This window comes from Sphaerothrix gracilis Ecp01, from assembly GCF_030405905.1.
Taxonomy (GTDB): domain Bacteria; phylum Cyanobacteriota; class Cyanobacteriia; order Phormidesmidales; family Phormidesmidaceae; genus Sphaerothrix; species Sphaerothrix gracilis.
Map to the genome: position 1 here is coordinate 199,003 of NZ_JASATW010000002.1, position 18,017 is coordinate 217,019.

Annotated in this window: 12 protein-coding genes and 2 tRNA genes; 9 read left to right on the forward strand and 5 right to left on the reverse strand. The window is 53.2% G+C overall.

Annotated elements, in window-relative coordinates; all coding sequences use genetic code 11:
* Positions 1 to 62 precede the first annotated feature (62 nt).
* Positions 63 to 2,489, reverse strand: a complete 2,427-nt coding sequence (dnaK, locus tag QJQ48_RS02755; RefSeq protein WP_346289653.1) for a molecular chaperone DnaK — start codon at positions 2,487 to 2,489, stop codon at positions 63 to 65.
* A 421-nt stretch (positions 2,490 to 2,910) separates the two neighbouring features.
* On the opposite strand from dnaK, the gene QJQ48_RS02760 reads away from it, so the two are divergent.
* The 8 genes from QJQ48_RS02760 (at position 2,911) to QJQ48_RS02795 (ending at position 12,698) form a co-directional block, all read left to right on the forward strand.
* Positions 2,911 to 2,992 (forward strand) — tRNA-Leu (locus tag QJQ48_RS02760).
* 448 nt (positions 2,993 to 3,440) lie between these two features.
* Positions 3,441 to 5,942: a beta strand repeat-containing protein gene (locus tag QJQ48_RS02765; protein ID WP_346289654.1), complete on the forward strand. Its 2,502-nt coding sequence runs from the start codon at positions 3,441 to 3,443 to the stop codon at positions 5,940 to 5,942.
* A 202-nt stretch (positions 5,943 to 6,144) separates the two neighbouring features.
* Entirely contained in the window at positions 6,145 to 7,299 is a 1,155-nt protein-coding gene (gene gshA, locus QJQ48_RS02770; RefSeq protein ID WP_346289655.1) for a glutamate--cysteine ligase, read from the forward strand.
* A gap of 229 nt (positions 7,300 to 7,528) precedes the next feature.
* Entirely contained in the window at positions 7,529 to 8,005 is a 477-nt protein-coding gene (locus QJQ48_RS02775) for a tRNA (cytidine(34)-2'-O)-methyltransferase (protein ID WP_346289656.1), read from the forward strand.
* Between the two features lie 872 nt (positions 8,006 to 8,877).
* The gene (locus tag QJQ48_RS02780; protein ID WP_346289657.1) at positions 8,878 to 10,965 is read left to right on the forward strand and encodes a peptidoglycan DD-metalloendopeptidase family protein; all 2,088 of its coding nucleotides are present in this window, start codon (positions 8,878 to 8,880) and stop codon (positions 10,963 to 10,965) included.
* Between the two features lie 203 nt (positions 10,966 to 11,168).
* Positions 11,169 to 11,240, forward strand: a tRNA-Met gene (locus tag QJQ48_RS02785).
* A 201-nt stretch (positions 11,241 to 11,441) separates the two neighbouring features.
* Positions 11,442 to 12,047 (forward strand): peroxiredoxin, encoded by a 606-nt coding sequence (locus QJQ48_RS02790; RefSeq protein ID WP_346289658.1) that lies wholly within the window; start codon positions 11,442 to 11,444, stop codon positions 12,045 to 12,047.
* Positions 12,048 to 12,164: 117 nt separating this feature from the next.
* The gene (locus QJQ48_RS02795) at positions 12,165 to 12,698 is read left to right on the forward strand and encodes a peroxiredoxin family protein (RefSeq protein ID WP_346289659.1); all 534 of its coding nucleotides are present in this window, start codon (positions 12,165 to 12,167) and stop codon (positions 12,696 to 12,698) included.
* 77 nt (positions 12,699 to 12,775) lie between these two features.
* Here the strand turns inward: QJQ48_RS02795 and QJQ48_RS02800 are convergent, their stop codons facing one another.
* Both QJQ48_RS02800 and QJQ48_RS02805 read right to left on the reverse strand, forming a co-directional pair.
* Positions 12,776 to 13,165, reverse strand: a complete 390-nt coding sequence (locus QJQ48_RS02800) for a RidA family protein (protein ID WP_346289660.1) — start codon at positions 13,163 to 13,165, stop codon at positions 12,776 to 12,778.
* Between the two features lie 47 nt (positions 13,166 to 13,212).
* Positions 13,213 to 14,535, reverse strand: a complete 1,323-nt coding sequence (locus QJQ48_RS02805; protein WP_346289661.1) for a four-carbon acid sugar kinase family protein — start codon at positions 14,533 to 14,535, stop codon at positions 13,213 to 13,215.
* Between the two features lie 277 nt (positions 14,536 to 14,812).
* Between QJQ48_RS02805 and QJQ48_RS02810 the strand changes: the two genes are divergently transcribed.
* Positions 14,813 to 15,820: a DnaJ C-terminal domain-containing protein gene (locus QJQ48_RS02810; protein WP_346289662.1), complete on the forward strand. Its 1,008-nt coding sequence runs from the start codon at positions 14,813 to 14,815 to the stop codon at positions 15,818 to 15,820.
* Positions 15,821 to 15,842: 22 nt separating this feature from the next.
* Here QJQ48_RS02810 and QJQ48_RS02815 read toward each other — a convergent pair whose 3' ends face one another.
* Together QJQ48_RS02815 and QJQ48_RS02820 are read right to left on the reverse strand one after the other, a co-directional pair.
* On the reverse strand, positions 15,843 to 17,570 hold the full coding sequence (locus QJQ48_RS02815; RefSeq protein WP_346289663.1) for an alpha-glucosidase family protein: 1,728 nt from the start codon (positions 17,568 to 17,570) through the stop codon (positions 15,843 to 15,845).
* 125 nt (positions 17,571 to 17,695) lie between these two features.
* Positions 17,696 to 17,881, reverse strand: a complete 186-nt coding sequence (locus tag QJQ48_RS02820; RefSeq protein WP_346289664.1) for a YqaE/Pmp3 family membrane protein — start codon at positions 17,879 to 17,881, stop codon at positions 17,696 to 17,698.
* Positions 17,882 to 18,017 lie beyond the last annotated feature (136 nt).

Sequence of the window (18,017 nt, forward strand, 5' to 3'; positions counted from 1 at the left end):
AAAGAACTCGGAATTGGGCAGATGCTCAGTCGCAGTAGGTCAAGTCTGGACTCAGCTAAGACCTAAAACCATTCATCATCGTCTCCCCAGTCTTCGGTTTTATAGCCGTCGCCATAGGCGTTCGAGTCAGCCGCAGGCCGCTGGGGCGGATAGTCTTGGCGGCGATCGCGGCGGGGGGGATAGGCTGCATCAGGTTCTGAGCGCCGGGGCGAAGAATAGGCGCTCTCCGGCGGTTCCGGGCGACGGCGGGGCGGATAGCTATCGCGGCGGGGTTGCCGCGACTCTGGCGGATAGGGATCAGGCTGATCGGCGCGGCCATAGGCAGGATCGCGGTCATAGGGATCGCTGTAGTCGCGGGGGGGATAGCTGTCGCGGGAGTAAGGATCGCGGTCATAGGGATCTCGGGGGGGCAGCGGCGGCTGATCGTAGCGATCGCGGGGAACGGGCGGGCGCTGGTCATAGCGATCGCTGCCCTGCCGGTAGGGATCTCTAGCTGGGGTGCGTTCATAGCTGTTTTCCCAGCCCCAGTCATCATCTTCCCAGCGGGTGTCTCGGTTCCAGCTACCGCTGCCGCCGTAGTCGTAGTCATCTAATTCGCGATCGCCCTCACCGGAAAAGGTGCGCCGCAGGGTGCCGCCAATTTGGCTGAGCAGATCTTCGTCGTCACCTTCCTCGTCATAGAGGTAGGCTTCCCGGTTTAGCTCGTAGACTTCATCTTGAAGCTCTGCTTGGGCAATATCAATGCCGCGCTCATCGCCGCGCTCTAGGCTATCTCGCAGCTCTTGAATCAGACCTTCAATGCGGCGACGGCGATCGCGGCCAAACTGCATCCCAAAATCGAGCGCCACTTCTCGCAGCACCCGTTCAGCCTGGTAGGTCAGCGCTTCAGCCCGGTTACGCTTTTCCACCCGTTCCCGCTGCAGCCGGTCAGTTTCAGCGTTCTCTTCAGCTTCGCGAATAATCTGCTGAATTTCCGCTTCGTCTAGCCCGGTGGTGCCCTGCACCGTAATTGACTGCTCTCTGCCGGTGGTTTTATCAAGCGCTGACACCTGCAGAATGCCGTTGGCGTCAATATCAAAAGAGACTAAAACCTGGGGCACCCCTCTAGGGGCGGGGGGAATGCCCATCAGCTTAAATCGGCCCAGAGACTGATTATCTGCTGCCATTTCCCGCTCGCCCTGCAGCACATGCACTTCTACCATCGTCTGATTGCTTTCAGAGGTGGAAAACACGTCAGAGCGCCGCACCGGAATGGTGGTATTGCGGGGAATCAGCTTTTTCATGACGCCGCCCACAGTTTCTAACCCTACTGACAGGGGCGTCACGTCCAGCAGCAAAATATCCTGGATTTCCTGGTTGAGAATGCCAGCCTGAATCGCCGCTCCTACGGCCACCACCTCATCGGGATTGACGTTTTGATTTGGCTCTCGCTTAATCAGCGATCGCACCAAATCCTGCACCATCGGCATCCGGCTAGCCCCGCCTACCAGCACCACTTCGTCAATATCAGCCGGGGTCATGCCGGCATCATTGAAGGCTCGCTTTAGCGGCCCCCGTAGCCGTGACAGCAAATCGCCACACATTTCCTCAAACTGCAGGCGGCTGAGACGGGTTTCTAGATGCTTTGGCCCGTCTGCCGTTGCCGTAATAAAGGGCAGGTTGATTTCGGTTGAAGCCACTCCCGACAGCTCAATCTTGGCTTTCTCAGCCGCTTCGGTGAGCCGCTGCAAAGCTTGGCGATCGCGCCGCAAGTCTACGTCTTCACTGGCTAAAAATTGCTCGGCTAGCCAATCGACAATTTTTTGATCAAAGTTGACGCCTCCTAGTTGAGTATCGCCGCTAGTAGACTTGACTTCAAAAACGCCGTCTCCTACTTCCAGCAGCGAAACGTCAAACGTACCGCCGCCCAGGTCAAACACCAAAATAGTCTGACGATACTGGCGATCGAGTCCGTAGGCCAGCGAGGCCGCCGTTGGCTCATTGAGGATGCGTTCAACTTCTAGTCCGGCTATGCGGCCAGCGTCGCGGGTCGCCTGCCGCTGAGCATCATTAAAGTAGGCCGGAACCGTAATAACTGCGCCCGTGACAGGCTCACCCAGGTAGCGACTGGCCTCATCTGCCAGCTTACGCAGCACCATCGCTGAAATTTCTTCTGGGGCAAAGTCTTTTTCTAAACGAGGACACTTAATCCGAATACTGCCGCTATCGTCTCGTCGAATGGTATAGGGAACTCGCTTGGAGTCGGGGCTAAGCTCTGAGTAGCGGCGTCCCATAAAGCGCTTAATCCCATAGAACGTGTTTTGGGGATTGAGAACTGTCTGGCGCCGGGCCATCTGCCCCACTAAGCGCTCACCCTCTTTGCTGAAAGCCACCACTGAAGGGGTCGTCCGCATTCCTTCGGCGTTGGCAATCACCAGCGGCTTGCCGCCCTCCATGACAGCGACAACTGAGTTCGTGGTTCCCAGGTCGATGCCAACTACTTTACCCATGCGATTTGGTTTCTCCCGGTGTACTCGACGACTAAGCTTGCAGCGCTGAGTCAATTCTGCTCTAGCCTACCTGATGTTGCTCCTCGAAGTCACAAACTCTCAGGCCCAGTCGCAACTTCAGCTTGGACTTAACGATCTAAATAGATCGCAAATTACGGCTACTCATAACTTAATAATAGTCTGTGAACAGAGGGCTTATTGTTTTGGCCCGTAGATTTCACCTAGCTGTCTGTTCTTTAACGGCCTGAGTCTCTCCTCATCGGCCCAAGCAAATCTCACTTTCTACTATATATAGTGACAATATCTAGAACGACAGTATCTATGCCCTGACGGCGACAACCGACTGCTATGGGACAGGACCAGATTTTTTCTAGAGAGATGGCTAATTGCCGACGTTTCTTGCTACACTAATTCCCTGAACGCGGATGTGGCGGAATTGGTAGACGCGCTAGATTTAGGTTCTAGTGTCTTCGGACGTGAAGGTTCAAGTCCTTTCATCCGCATTTGAATGAAAAGCCAGCTATAAAATTTTTACGATGCGTCAGCGTTTTGTCTGAGGCATCGCATTCATTTATGGAACTGATAGCAGCCTTGGGCCGGATATCCCCGCTCGACCAGCGCTTGTGGCCGCAGGGATGTTGTCTGCATGGCTGGGCTGTGCTGCTGTCTGAGTGAATAAGCTCTTAGCTTCGATAAGTATATGAAGGCGGACACACATCAGGCATGGACATAGCACTTCTCTGACTTCAATGAGAACTCTATAAAATTCATCCTCTCGTTTACAGCGATCGCCAGCATTTTGGTAAGTTGCATCGCTAATTGGGGCCAACCAATGTCGCAGCAATATGGCCCAGCTACGAGCGGAAGTCGTTCACCTCATGTGACAAGCACTGTCTCAGGGCAAGACCTTAGGGCTTCTGCTTAACACATTAAAACTGAGCTTGAATAATTATGACTTTTGATCCAATCCTGAATCTCGCCAACCTCGATGGCAATAATGGCTTTGTAATTGACGGGATAGATGCCAATGATGGGGGCCAGGTTGTCAGCGAAGCCGGAGATATTAACGGTGACGGTATCGACGATATTTTGATTGGCGCTAGCGGGGGGGACCCCAACGGCAATTCTCTAGCCGGGGAAAGCTATGTCGTCTTTGGCCGCCCTCAAGGCTTTGGTACGAGTCTCAACTTGGCTGACCTTAACGGCAGCAATGGTTTTGTTCTCAATGGCGTAGGGCCGGGCGATCGCTCTGGTAATTCTGTCAGCAGCCTGGGCGACATCAACGGCGATGGTTTTGACGACCTGATTATTGGCGCTTTCAATGCTGATGCTAATGGCAACGCAAACGCAGGGGAGAGCTATGTGGTCTTCGGTAGCAGTCAGAGCTTTGACGCTAGCCTAGATTTGGCGGCGCTCAATGGTAGTAATGGCTTTGCGCTCTCAGGGATTGCTGCCTTTGACCTCTCAGGCATTTCTGTGAGCGGCGCAGGCGACATCAATGGCGATGACATCGACGATCTGATTATTGGCGCGAGTGGAGCCAATATCAGCAGCGCTGGAGAAAGCTACGTCGTCTTCGGTAGCAGTCAGGGTTTCGGTACCAACTTCAACCTCGCTAATCTCAATGGCAGCAACGGCTTTACCCTCATAGGAGTTGATCCGGGTGACCAGTCAGGGCGCTCTGTCAGCGGCGCGGGCGACGTCAACGGCGACGGCATTGACGATCTGATTGTCGGTGCCCGTAGCGCTGACCCCAATGGCAGTCTGTCGGGAGAGAGCTATGTGGTCTTTGGCCGCAGCCAGGGCTTTGGCTCCACGCTTGACTTAGCCGCACTCAACGGCAACAACGGTTTTGTGATCAACGGCGTTGCCGCAGACGATCAGTCAGGAATTGCTGTCAGCGGGGCCGGCGACATCAACGGGGATGGTCTAGCAGATGTTGTCATCAGCTCTCCTCTAGCAGATCCAAGTGGCAAGTCCAATGCAGGTGCGAGCTATGTGGTCTACGGCAGCGATCAGGGCTTTAATGCCAGCCTGGAACTGGCTGATTTAGACGGCAGCAACGGCTTTGTGATTGAGGGGATTAGTCCCGGGAATTTGCTGGCATCTGCTGTCGATAAGGCGGGTGATATTAACGGCGATGGGGTTGATGATCTGATCTTAGGGAACAGCAGTGCTGATCCTAACGGTCAGGGCAATGCGGGTGAGAGCTATGTCATCTTTGGCAATCCGCTAGGATTTGGCTCTAGCTTGGATCTGACCACCCTCAATGGCAGTAACGGCTTCGTGATTGAAGGGGTGGTTCCGGGTGATGTTGCTGGCGGCAGCGTCAGCGGCGCTGGCGATGTCAACGGGGACGGAATTGACGATCTGATTGTCGGCTCTAGCGCTAACGCCAACGGCTTAGTGAATTCAGGTCGGAGCTATGTTATCTTCGGTCGTCAATCCAGTCAGGCGGTACCCCTGGTTAAGGGTGAACCAGCGACTATTTATGTCGATGACAGCAATACCATTGTTGGCAATGCTTTCCAAGCAGGAGAAACATACGGCGGTGAACTGTTCAGCAATACTGATGGCACGGCTAATGCTGACGATGTCATTCAGGGAACTGCTGGGGATGATGACATCTGGGCTGGCTCAGAAGGCAGCGACATTATTGACGGTGGCGCCGGTAACGACACCATCGGCTTCGGATCTGGGGATGCCTGCGTGATCGCCGGGACAGGAGATGATTTTGTCTACGGCGTTGAGGCTGGCGGCGGCAGCAACATCATTGATTTAGGAACCGGAAACAACCAATTCTGGGCTGCTGCGGGTGACCACACCATTACCAGTGCAGGCAATGGCAACAATCAGATTGGCATTGGTCTAGGGGATGATGACGTCACTACCGGAGACGGCGACGATTTTGTCTACAGCGTTGACGGTGGGGGCGGCCAAAATAGCCTCGATCTAGGCAATGGTGACAATAGCATTTGGGTTGAAGGGGGCAGCTACGATATTGTCACGGGTACTGGGGCCGATGCGATTGGCTTAGGAACGGGTAACGATACGGTGAGAGCCGGTGACGGTGACAACGTTATCTATACGGTCGAGGCGGCGACGGCAGGGGATAAAGATATCCTCACTGGCTCAGGCAGTGACTATATTCAAACCGGGGCAGGCAGCGATCGCCTTGATGGCGGCTTAGGCAGCCTCAACACCCTCATTGGCGGCGGCGGCGTAGACACCTTTGTGATGCGCGACGGCACCTATAACTATATTGAGGACTTTGAAATCGGCACTGATGCGATCGAGCTAGCAGGGCTGGCATTTGCTGAGCTGAGCTTTAGTCAAGGTACCGGAGATGCAAGTACCGATGCCTTTATTAGCGTCAACGATACGATTGTGCTGCAGGCAGCCAATACGGATGTCACAGCGCTTAACAACGTGAATAACTTTATCCCAGCGTAATTTCGATGCCCGCTCAGCGCTGTTGCTAGCAACAAGGACTGGGCTGCTGCGATCGCGGCAGCCCAGTCTGATGCCTGCCCTAGAGATGGGTCTAGGCGGAGCAATTTCTTTCAAATTGCATAGAATCTGCCGATCATTCCCCGATACTATGAGGTGGAAGCGCATTTTACATGCGGATTCTGTTGCTAAGCTGAGGCCAAACGTGCTGCTCTCTAAAGGGTTTGAAGTTGAGATCTATACTGGGACACCTGCCGGGGAAGTGGTGGGACTCTCAGATCGCATCGTCAGCGACTTGGACGGATTTGTACGCGAACCTGACAGCCGCAATGTCGAGTACACAACGGCCCCTCTGTATCAGTATGAGCAGCTTCTCTGCGCCCTGGTTAGACCCCGGCAGCGGCTGAGAGCCTATCTGCAGCAGCTTGGAGACTATACTCTGATTCCGGGCAGCACCTTATCTTTGGGCGGCAGCGATCGCTTTTATCGCTCTGACCCCAGCAATCCTTATCACACCTACATTGAGCACACCTACGGCACCAAGGTCGTTACAGCCAGCATCCATATCAATATCGGCATTGCTGATCTAGACGTCCTCATGCGAGCCTGCCGTCTGGTGCGGGTAGAGGCTCCCCTCTATCTGGCACTGACTGCCTCTTCCCCTTTTCTGCTGGGACGCCCCACCGGGCATCACTCCACCCGCTGGCACGTATTCCCTAAAACGCCGCCTCAAGTCCCCCTGTTTGAAAGCCACGCTCACTTCGTCCGCTGGACGGAAGAACAGCTTGCCAGCGGTGGCATGAAAAATGTCAGGCACCTTTGGAGTTCGGTGCGCCCCAACGGCGATCGCCGTCCCTATAATCTCAATCGCTTAGAGCTGAGAATTTGCGACCTGGTAGTCGATCCAATCTCCCTTTTAGCCGTAACCGCTTTGTTAGAGGCCCGGCTGCTGCAGCTCATGGCAGATCCGAGCCTAGATCCTTTAACTCAGAGCCAGCTCCCTGAGCGCGATCGCGCCCAAACCCTAATCGAAATCACAGACAGCAACGAAACTGCTGCCGCCCACCGCAGTCTAGAAGCTGAGCTACGCCACTGGCAGAGCGGCCAAAAGATCTTAGCGGCCGACTGGATTCGAGAACTCTACGAACAAGTGTGGCCGATGGCCAAGCAGCAGGGAATTGCCTGCTTCTTGCTGCCCCTGAAAAAAATCCTGCGCCAGGGCAATGAAGCCCAGCAGTGGATTGAGCAATACAACCGAGGACAAGACTGTCAGACAATTCTCAAGCAGGCGATCGCGGCCACTGAACAGCAGGAAGGCGCTTTAGAAACCGATCTGCTCTGCCAGCCTGTTGCCGCCTAAAAAACTGAAGGACTGATGAGTCCCTTCCCAGCGCTGATGGAACTGTGCTCAGCCGCGATGACTGCGATCAGCTTCCGTACCGCCTCTAGATAGGCGCTAGTCACCTAAAGCAGCATGATTCTGCTTTAAACTGCGATCGATAGCGAATCCTGATAGATGTCTTTAAGGAAACAAATCTGTCTGTCGCCTGTCTTCGTCTTGCTCCCCTTTGATACAGACTGCCGTTGGAATGCCCAAAGTTGTTCTAGTTAATCCTCTAATTCCGCCTAATACAGGCAATATTGCGCGAACCTGTGCCGCTACCGGCACGGAGCTACATCTGGTAGGCCCCTTAGGCTTTGATCTCAGCGATCGCTACCTGAAGCGGGCCGGGCTGGATTATTGGCCCTATGTGAACTTAAAAACTCACAGTTCTTTCGCGGCCTTTACAGGCTATTGCCAGCAGCAAGCGCCCGGACGCTGGATTGGTTTCAGCACTTCAGGACGATGCAGCTATACTCGTATCTGTTTTGAGCCAACTGACTGGCTACTATTCGGCAGCGAAACTCAAGGACTAGCTCAGGAGATTCTGCACAGCTGTCATCAGGTTGCTCGTATTCCGATGGCTGAGAAGAGAGTCCGCAGCCTCAATCTCTCTGTCAGCGTAGCGATTGGGCTGTTTGAGTCTTTGCGCCAGCTCGATCAGTTGTCGCTTGAGCCAGAGTAATGTCTGAGATAGATCTGCTTCAACTTTTTCCTTTAGCCGTCTCCCAGAAACAGACTGACTAACTAAGTGGGTGTCATTGTTGGCCTGGCTTAACCACTCTATTTATATATGTTCATTAATCTGCAGCAGAGTCGGCACAGAACTGAGGAGACAGTTTGTAGTCATAAGCAATACCAAAAAAGCAATAATTTCATAAGAAATTTCTATAGACTTCCGGAAGTTGGGAAGTTTTCCTGAAAACCGTTTAGAAAGAAGTTTCTGCTTTTAGGCTCAATTCAAGCTATCAATGTGTCTACATTGGGAAAGCCTTGATTGACGGGTAAACTAAACGGGCTAGCGATAGTGTCACTACTTTTGGAGTCAAGTCCAAGATGCTCAAAGCGCTGGCTGGTGGGTCTTGCAGGAATCAAGTGGGGAGCATCTTCCTTCAATTAAACCCATATATATAAAGTGAAAGAATCCGTCTATTTTTTTAGAAAGCTTGAACTTCTTTGAAACTGCGGACTCGAATCCACTCAACAAAATTCAGCAATGGGTTGGGGATTGAATTTTTCGTTAACTCGTGTAAACTTGCCTAAGTTAGGCTAGCAAGGTAATGTTACTTAGTCAGAATCGTAGTACAACGGTTTTGCCATTTCCTTGCCAAGAGTATGCGCCAAAATTGATTTTTGGTAGTGCATATGGCTCAGTTGAGCCAGATTGTTATCCGAACAACAGTTGAACGCTGGTCATTAGGAGGTCGTTCCTTGAAACGAGCATTTCCACAGGAACCCGTATCTGACTCATATCATTCGCCCTGCTTGGGCAAAGTTTTTGAGCAAGAGGGGCAAGGGGTTACAGGAAGCCAACGCAGAGTCCGTAGATCTGCTGCCATGATTGGCCTAGCCCTCTCAATGGGGGCGTCGGGAGCGCTGCTGCCTCGCCAAGATCACGCGACAGCGGCAGATGTTCCTGCAGCCAAGCTCTCTACTCCAACCACGCCGCTGGCCTTGCGTATCGCATCGATACCGGGACTAAGCGCTGCAGTGGCAATGGCTGCCCCCCAAGCTACCGCGTATCACACTGTCGCAGCCGGGCAAACCCTCTGGCAGATTGCCCAGATTCATGGGGTGAACGTTGAGACAATTGAGTCGGCTAATGGCGTTACTCAGGATACCGTTCTACAGGTAGGCCAGGTTTTACGGGTTCCAGCCAATGAAGCAAGTTCTTCTCCGACAACTTTGGAGATTGCCCTAGCGGGCGAAGCACCTCAGCTTTCCCAGGCTCAAGTCCTGAGCGCTGCAGCCGAACAGGACGAGCAGCTCAAGGTTCAGCAGGAAGCTTCGCTGCAGAACCTTAACCAAAAGCGGGATGAGCTGAGTTCTGCGTTAACTCAGGTAGAGTCTGAGGTTCAGCCTGTCTCTGAGATCAGAGTCCAGACGGGAGAGCCTATTGTTGCCAAGTTTTCTTCAGAAAGCGCCGCCTCAGCGGAAGCTTCCACCAGTGGTGAGGAGATTGCTAAGCACCCTGGTCGCTTAGAGTCAGTTTCCTCGGTGATAGAGGCCGCGGAGCCGGATATGGCGCTGCCTGCTGTAATTGCGGAAGATGAGGCTGAACGGCTTTCTGTTAGTCCTTCCTTACCGCTGCCAGCCGAGGTTGAGAGCCAGGCAAGCGATCGCAGCGCCGAAAATCTATCAGAGCCAACTGCCGACCCCCTAGCTGCTGTTCCTACTCAGCCTTCGTCGGTTGATCTAGAAGCCTTTTCAGAAACTACCCCAGAAACTACCTCAGCGGTTTCTGCGGTGACAGATGAGCTGCCCGTACCAGTGGCAATTATGCCAACAGCAGCTCAAACTTATGAAGTTCGCTCTGGTGATACGGTCGCTTCAATTGCCGAAAGCTACGACATATCGGCTACCGAGCTAGCTAGATTTAACGGCATTGCCGATCCAAACTTCATTGTTGCAGGCAGCGTTTTAGCGGTGCCCCGGGTTAGCCTGAATACCTCATCTGACCTGACGGCGGCTGTTCCCTCGGTGTTTCAACCTGAAGCCACAACAACCGATGAGGCAGAGCCAAGACTCGCCCGCCTACAGGCAACGGTTGTGCGCCGTGTTGATCCAGCTGAAGTGCTAGGTAAGCTACAGCGTCAACCTTCGGTGGCCGAAGTAGCGGCAGCCGCTGCTACCACAGAAACCACTGCTGCAGCAACAGCTGAATTGACCACAGAGCTAGCCGTCGAGACGAGTGATCCCTATGTCTCCAATCTGCTAGCTGATGTCGAAGCTACTCGTCAACTGCAAGCAGCGCCAGAGTCCGCGCAGCCTGAAACAACCGAAGTCGCTTTAGGTGGCGTTGAGTCTCCGACTCGCGCAGTTGTGCCGCTCAATCCTGAGTTCAGCACTCAAACTACAGAGCCGGAAGCGTCCTCATTTCCGTCTTCACTGCCCCAGGCTGAGCAAGCACAGCTTTTCGCGGCTGCGCCCTTAGGGTCTGAAGCCTATGCCCCCATTAACCCCACGCCGACAGGGCGGGTCGTGTCTCCGGCTATGCCCGCCCTGCCAGCGGCTGATGAATTCTTGCCAGAAGCGCCCAACCACTTTAACGGCTATGCTTGGCCGACAACAGGGGTTTTAACCTCTGGCTACGGTTGGCGTTGGGGCAGAATGCACCGAGGTGTTGATGTGGCTGGCCCCGTTGGTACCCCTATCATGGCGGCGGCCCCCGGCGTAGTTGAGCGTTCCGGCTGGAACTCTGGCGGCTACGGCAACCTGGTTGAGATTCGCCATCCTGACGGCAGCATGACTCGCTATGCCCACAATAGCCGTCTGATCGTGGCTGCTGGTCAGCAAGTAGCTCAAGGTCAGCAAATTGCTGAAATGGGTAGTACTGGCTACAGCACCGGACCTCACCTGCACTTTGAGATTCATCTGCCGGGCCAAGGCACCGTCAATCCAATGGCCTATTTGCCTAATCGATAGGCTTAAGTTTGTCTCCGCTACGTCTCAAGATGTTCTCTAGCCGTTCTATGGCTGAGGCATCTTGGGATGTTTTTTCCAAATGGCAGCGATTGGACAAAAACAGGCTTTTTTCTCGGATTCCGGCATTTAAGCGTCTGCTTTTATGCTAAATTTTAAAACTGTGTGATTGGTTCAGGCCTTTATTGATCGGTCACGTATTATTTGGCTCAGTAGCTCAGTGGTAGAGCAGGGGACTCATAAGCCCTTGGTCGCGTGTTCAAATCACGCCTGAGCCATTTATGAAATAAGCGTTTGCCTCTTGTATAGCTGCAGCCCTGAAGGAGCAGCTAATCTCCCTGAAGGCGAAATCATTACGAGTATGATATGCTCTAAAGAGCAAATGTTAACTTTTTTGTCTTCTGGTGATATAGCCTGCTAAGACAATCCAGCTTGGTTAATCCCCTATTGAGACGCAAGTATTCTAGGAGAGTGAACTCATGACTTATCAGGCAGACGGTTGCCTACGTGTCGGCCAAGAAGCTCCTGACTTCACGGCAACTGCTGTAGTCGATCAGGAATTTAAAACAATCAAACTGTCCGACTATCGCGGTAAGTACGTTGTTCTGTTCTTCTATCCGCTCGATTTTACTTTTGTTTGTCCGACTGAAATTACGGCTTTCAGCGATCGCCACGGTGAGTTCAAAGACATCAATACTGAGATTTTAGGCGTTTCAGTAGATAGCGAGTTTTCGCACCTAGCCTGGATTCAAACCGAGCGCAAGGCGGGGGGAGTTGGCGATCTGGAGTATCCACTGGTTTCTGACATCAAAAAAGAAATTAGCAGCGCCTACAATGTGCTGGATCCAGATGCCGGGGTGGCCCTGCGGGGACTGTTCATCATCGACAAAGACGGTATTGTGCAGCATTCAACCATCAACAACCTTTCCTTTGGGCGCAACGTAGATGAAACGCTGCGCGTGCTGCAGGCAGTTCAGTATGTGCAGTCTCATCCAGACGAGGTATGCCCTGCTGGCTGGCAGCCCGGTGAAAAGACGATGAATCCCGACCCGGTCAAGTCTAGAGAGTTTTTCGCCGCCGTCTAGCTGAGACTAGCTACGGATAAGCATGACTGGGGTTCTGTCATGATCTGCTTTAGAGGCAGTGATTTTCAGAACCTCTTTGCTTTAAAGTGCTGATATGCTGAGTCCCAACCGGAATTTATGCTGACCTCTACAGATTTTAGCGGCCTAATCAATCAGCGATTTTTCAAAAACTTTTTGCCGATTCCAGCCCACAGCTCTTTGGCGATCGGCGATCGCGCTCCTGATTTTCACCTGCTGCATGTCCAGTCTCAAGAGATGCTGACCCTGTCAGACTATTGGGGCCGGCAGCCTGTGGTCTTAGCTTTTACCCGTATCTTTACGGAGAATCAGTACTGCCCCCTGTGCTTTCCCCATATTGTGGCGCTCAACAAGGCTTACAAACGGCTGCAGGCTAAAGGGGCGGCTGTTTTAATGATTACCAGCACTGATAACCGTCAAAGCCAGATTGTGCAGCAGGATTTAGGTTTAGAAGTGCCTTTGTTGAGCAATCCTAGCTGTCAGGTCTTTCGCCAGTACGGCACCGGGCAGGCTCTAGGGGCACCCTTACCGGCCCAGTTTGTGTTGAATTCACAGGGCTACATTGTCTATCGTCATCTATTTTCATTTTTAGATGCCAATGCCAGCCTGGAGCGGCTGCTCAAGTATCTTTAATCGCCAGACGATCGCCTACTTTTGCCTGACGACTGTTGCGGTTGGAAAGTTTTTGCAAACTAAACCCCTAGCTTTATCTATATCACCGCAATACATTCAATTTCGACTAAAACATCTTTAGGTAAGCGAGCTACCTCGACGCAGGCCCGCGCCGGAGCCGTATCCCCCTCAAAGTATTGGGCATAGACGCCATTGACCTTGCCAAAGTCGTTCATGTCCTTGAGAAAAATAGTGGTCTTTACCACGTTTTCTAAGTTCGCAGAAGCCGCTTGCAAAATAGCTGTCATATTAGCGATCGCCTGCTGGGTTTGCGCCTCCACGTCTCCGGCCCCGACAATTTCTCCCGTCTGCGGACTGAGGGGAATCTGTCCGGCAACGAAAATGAGCTGACCGGAGGCAGCGATCGCCTGATTGTAAGGGCCAACGGGAGCGGGAGCCTGATCGGTGTGGATGACTTGACGGTTCATGGGAAGGAGGGGTGAGGAGTGAGTGACGGCAGGGTTGGGAGAGAAAGTCAGGCGGTTTGCCCGCTAAGACGCTGATAGACGGTGGCAAGGGCTTGGTCGTCTCCGACGTTGCCGGGGAAGAGCACAACGGGCAGGTTGGGCCACCGGGCGTGTTCGGGTGGGGTCCGGACAATGGAGACACCGGGCAAAATTTGGCCTAGCAGCCGGGCGGTTCGCAAAGCCAGCCCTTGGCTGAGGGTGTCGTTGGAGGTAATGCCGCCTTTGCTAATCAGAAAGCTAATGTCTGCCGGACAGCCACGCAGAATGTCCATCAGCAGCGCAGATACCTGAGCGCCAAAAGCTAGGCGAGCCTGAATATTGTCGAAGGTGAGTTCTTCGCGGCTGGTATAGACAACGGCTGTTTTGCCCTGCTGGTAGGCAGCGGCGATCGCCGCGACTACGTCCTGTAAAATCTGCCCATACTGCTGTGGATCTTGACTAAGGCATACCACATCCACCTCAATGCCGACCACATGGGGAGCAGCCAATAGCGGCCCTAGCTGCTGGGTGGTTTTTTGGACGTGGGAACCCACCAGCACAATTCCGGGCTGCCCGCTGCGGCGATAGGTTGCCATGTCGGCAGCATCCACAGGCTGGGGCGGCAGATTTGCTAGCGCGGTTAAAATGCTGGCCGCACTGCGAAACAAAAACTTTTTGCCCTGGGCAGCGGCAGCTAACAGGTCTTGGGCAAAGCGGTCCAGGTCGGCTTGGGTTTCGCCGTCAACAGCGACGCAGACATTCCCTGAGAGCTGCATGAGGCGATCGCCCGTCCCCTGCCGCATCTCGTCTAGCAAAAACCGCTCCACCTGAGCGGCGGCTATCCTTGCCTCAGTTTTTTCTTCCACGTAGTCTGGCAGATAGCTGTGGTGATAGCCAAAGACGGAATCCTGAGCAAACTCGGTTTTGTGTACAGGCGTTTCAACCCCGTCTATGAGCAGATAGTGGGTGCTGTCACGGGTGATGCGGCCTCCTTCAAAAAAGGCGGGCACTAAAAAGTGAGCATCAAACGGCCCGAGTTCGGCAGCGATCGCGTCGGTTTCAATCGGATAGTGGCCTCGCAGGGTGGAGTCAGAGCGGCTGACGACGAGGTAATCTTGGGTGCCCGTTTGGGCGATCGCTTTTTTCAGATTTTGGCAGACTTCACGGGTGACGGCCTTGGCCTCCGTCGCAGGCAATGCCCGCGTATTGGTCAGCACAAAAAAGATGGGAGAGCTATCCTGCAGTCCTAAACAGAGAGTTTCCACATCCCAGCGCAGCAGTAGCAGACAGCTATGAACCGTCTGCGACCCGGTAGGATCGTCATCTAAAACAATAATCTTGGGCTGAGCCATACTTGCTAGTTGCCGCCATTCTGTTAAGCAGATTATCACGCAGGCTGGCAATCCACGCGATCGCAGTCTATCTTCTTGTCGTCAGAGGGATAGGGGAAAGGAAAAAATTGCGATCGCCGCATCCAGAGAACCGAACCCCGACTACCGAATCTGTTTGCTAGGCTAAATCTACGAGGTTTGGTGTCCCTGAACAACTGGCTGGGGCGACAAACCTTGACTAGCTAAGTCGAAGATTTAAGCGTTCCAACAGCGAATCACTTGGTGAGGAGGACAGCCGATGGCTGCGACTGACTTCAAAGACTACTATGCCGTTCTGGGCGTAAATAAGTCGGCCAGCGCCGATGAAATCAAGCGAGCCTACCGTAAGCTGGCTCGTAAATATCACCCCGACGTGAATCCGGGGGACAAGGCAGCAGAGGCCAAGTTTAAAGAAGTCAGCGAAGCCTACGAAGTTTTATCCGACACTGATAAGCGCCGCAAGTACGACCAGTTTGGCCAGTATTGGAAACAGGCTGGGGGACAGGCGGGCTATCAAGGCACGCCTAGCGACTTTGGCGGGTTTGACTTTGGCGCTTACGGCAGCTTTGAAGAATTTATTAGTGAGCTGCTGGGCCGTATGGGGACAGGTGGCTCCACGGGCAGTCAGCGTCAGTACAGCTATCGCACGACGTCACCCGGTGCGACTGGCTTTGGTTCTGGCTTTTCTGGTTTCGACGGGGGGTTCTCAGCGGGAGCACCTTCTAGCGCTTCGTTAGATCAGGAAGCCAATATTTCTTTGAGCTTGGGGGAAGCTTTTCAAGGCACGCAGAAGCGGCTACGCATTGGCAGCGAAGTGGTGGATGTCAGAATTCCGCCGGGGGCCAAGCCAGGAACTAAGATTCGGCTGCGGGGCAAGGGCAGCTACGATCCGCGCACTCAGCAGCGAGGCGATGTTTATCTCACCGTCGAGCTGCTGCCCCATAGCTTTTTCCAGTTTGAAGGGGACAAGCTGACCTGTGAAGTGCCGATTGCGCCGGATGAGGCCGTTTTGGGCGCCAAGATTGAGGTGCCTACCCCGGATGGCCCGGTTACGGTCAATGTGCCAGCGGGCATTCGCTCTGGCCAGTCCCTGCGACTGCGCGGTAAGGGTTGGCCGAATCGCAAAGGAGGACGGGGCGATCAGCTAGTGAAGGTGCTGATTGTAGCGCCCAAGGATTTAACCGCCTCTGAAAAGGAACTGTACGAAAAAATTCAGGCCCAGCGATCGTTTGATCCGCGCCAGAATTTACGTCAGGTCAGCCTGTAAGCCTCGCAAAACGCAGAATTTTCTACAGTAGCTCACCAAAGTAAACGCTGAAGGCGGGCAGATAAACAGTATCTCCCTGGCGATCGAACTCAAAGCCCAGATAGACACCTTCACAGGTAGTATCCGCTGGTAGCTTGTAAGTCGCCGGGCGATCGCTCAGGTTGAACAGACAAAGCAGGGACTGCTCGGCATATTCACGCACAAAGGCCACGATCTTTTCGTCACTCTCTCGCCAACAAAAGTTTCCGGCCTGCAAAGCGGGCTGCTTTTGGCGCCAATAGAGCAGGCGTCGCCAAGTATTGAGCAAAGAGGTGGAATCGACAGCCTCGCGATCGACGCTCATCGAGTAGTGCGCTTGAGGAATGGGCAGCCAGGGTGCTTTAGCCGTTGTGAAGCCGGCATTGAGGGCTTCAGCCTGCCAGGGCATTGGCGTTCGGGAAGGATCGCGGCCTTTGATATCAGGATAGAACGTCTGTCCCATCGGATCTCTAAGCTGCTCCGGCGAGATGTCTTCAGGAATATCTGCGGTCGTTAGCCCTAACTCGTCTCCCTGATATAGGCAAAAGGCACCGGGCAGAGTCAGCAGCAGCGCCGCCACCATGTGATAGAACGCATCGGGGTAGGGCTGACCGCCCTGGCAGCACCAGCGAGACTTGAGTCTGCCGTAGTCGTGATTGCCTACAATCCAGCAGGTACTACCTGTGGCAAAATTTTCTTGCACATGGTTGATTAACTGATGCAGCAGCGGTGCTGTCAGCGGTTTATCGGCTAGTAAACCCGTGTGATAGGCCAGATGCAATCCTTCGTCCGCTTTGACATAGTCGCCTGCCAGCTTAACGGAATCTTCGCTGATGGCAATTTCACCCAGGGTCATCACGTCGGGATATTCGTTGACTAAGCGGCGAATTCGAGCGATCGCCTCGATATTACAGTCATGGCAAAAGCTGTACTTTAACACTTGTTCCGCCAGCGGATGCCCTGCGGGAACGCCATCAGGCAAGGGCATGTCTTCAGAGCGAGGCGGATTGTCTCGCAGTTCGGGATCGTGAATGTAGAAGTTGACTGCATCCAATCGCAGGCCATCAACTCCCCGTTCCAGCCAAAATCTGACGTTGTCAAGAATGGCGTCCACCGTTTCAGGATTATTCCAATTCAGGTCGGGCTGATCTGCGAGAAAGTTGTGAAGATAGAACTGCTGGCGTGACTCGGACCAAGCCCAGGCACTTTCGCCGGTAATGGCAGAGCGCCAGTTATTAGGGGGTGAACCGTCAGCCTGGGCATCCGCCCAGACATACCAGTCAGCCTTGCGATTATCACGGCTCTGCTGGCTTTCCACAAACCAAGGATGCTGGTCGGAGGTGTGGTTGAGTACCTGATCAACAATGACTTTGAGATCTAAGCTATGAGCTAATTCAACTAGCTGGTCAAAATCTGCCAGAGTCCCAAACTGGGAATCGATCGCTCGCATGTCGCAGATATCGTATCCCATATCTTTCATCGGTGATTTGTAGATGGGACTGAGCCAGATGGCATCTACGCCCAAAGCCGCCACATAATCCAAACGCGAAATAATGCCCTGCAGATCGCCAATACCATCTCCATTTGTATCCTGATAGCTCCAGGGATTGATCTGATAAATGACAGCATTGCTCCACCAGCGGTTTTGCTGATTTCCCTGATGATCGTTTTCCCAACCCCAGGCCCGCCGATTAATTACTGAACTGCGCCACCAGGGGGATAAAGCTGCCATATTCAACGCTTCAAAACAACGAAAGGACTATACAAAAGAAATGCTACACCCACTTCCCTCGCAGGAGGGAGGCAGATGCAGCTTTCAAGCCCGCAAAACTAGAAAAAATTGTGGAGAGAGTATCTCTAGTAAGCGCCTTCGCCCGCTTTTTCGTAGTGCTTGGCGATCGCCCAAACAGCATGAATACTACCTGGTAGCCAAGCCAGCAGCGTCAGTAGAATATTGATTAGCAGCGTAGAACTCACTCCATAAGTCAGAAAAACACCTACGGGCGGCACAAGAATACCCAAAATAAATCGTAAAATTTTCATCTTTTAACTATCCAGAATAATTGCTTTTGATTATTAGTATAAGCTAAGCAACTGGCTTTCTTTCTCTATCACCAGGAAGAGAATTTTAAGCCATTAACAAAAATTTACTTTGGCTTGGGTTATGGCCTAAACATCT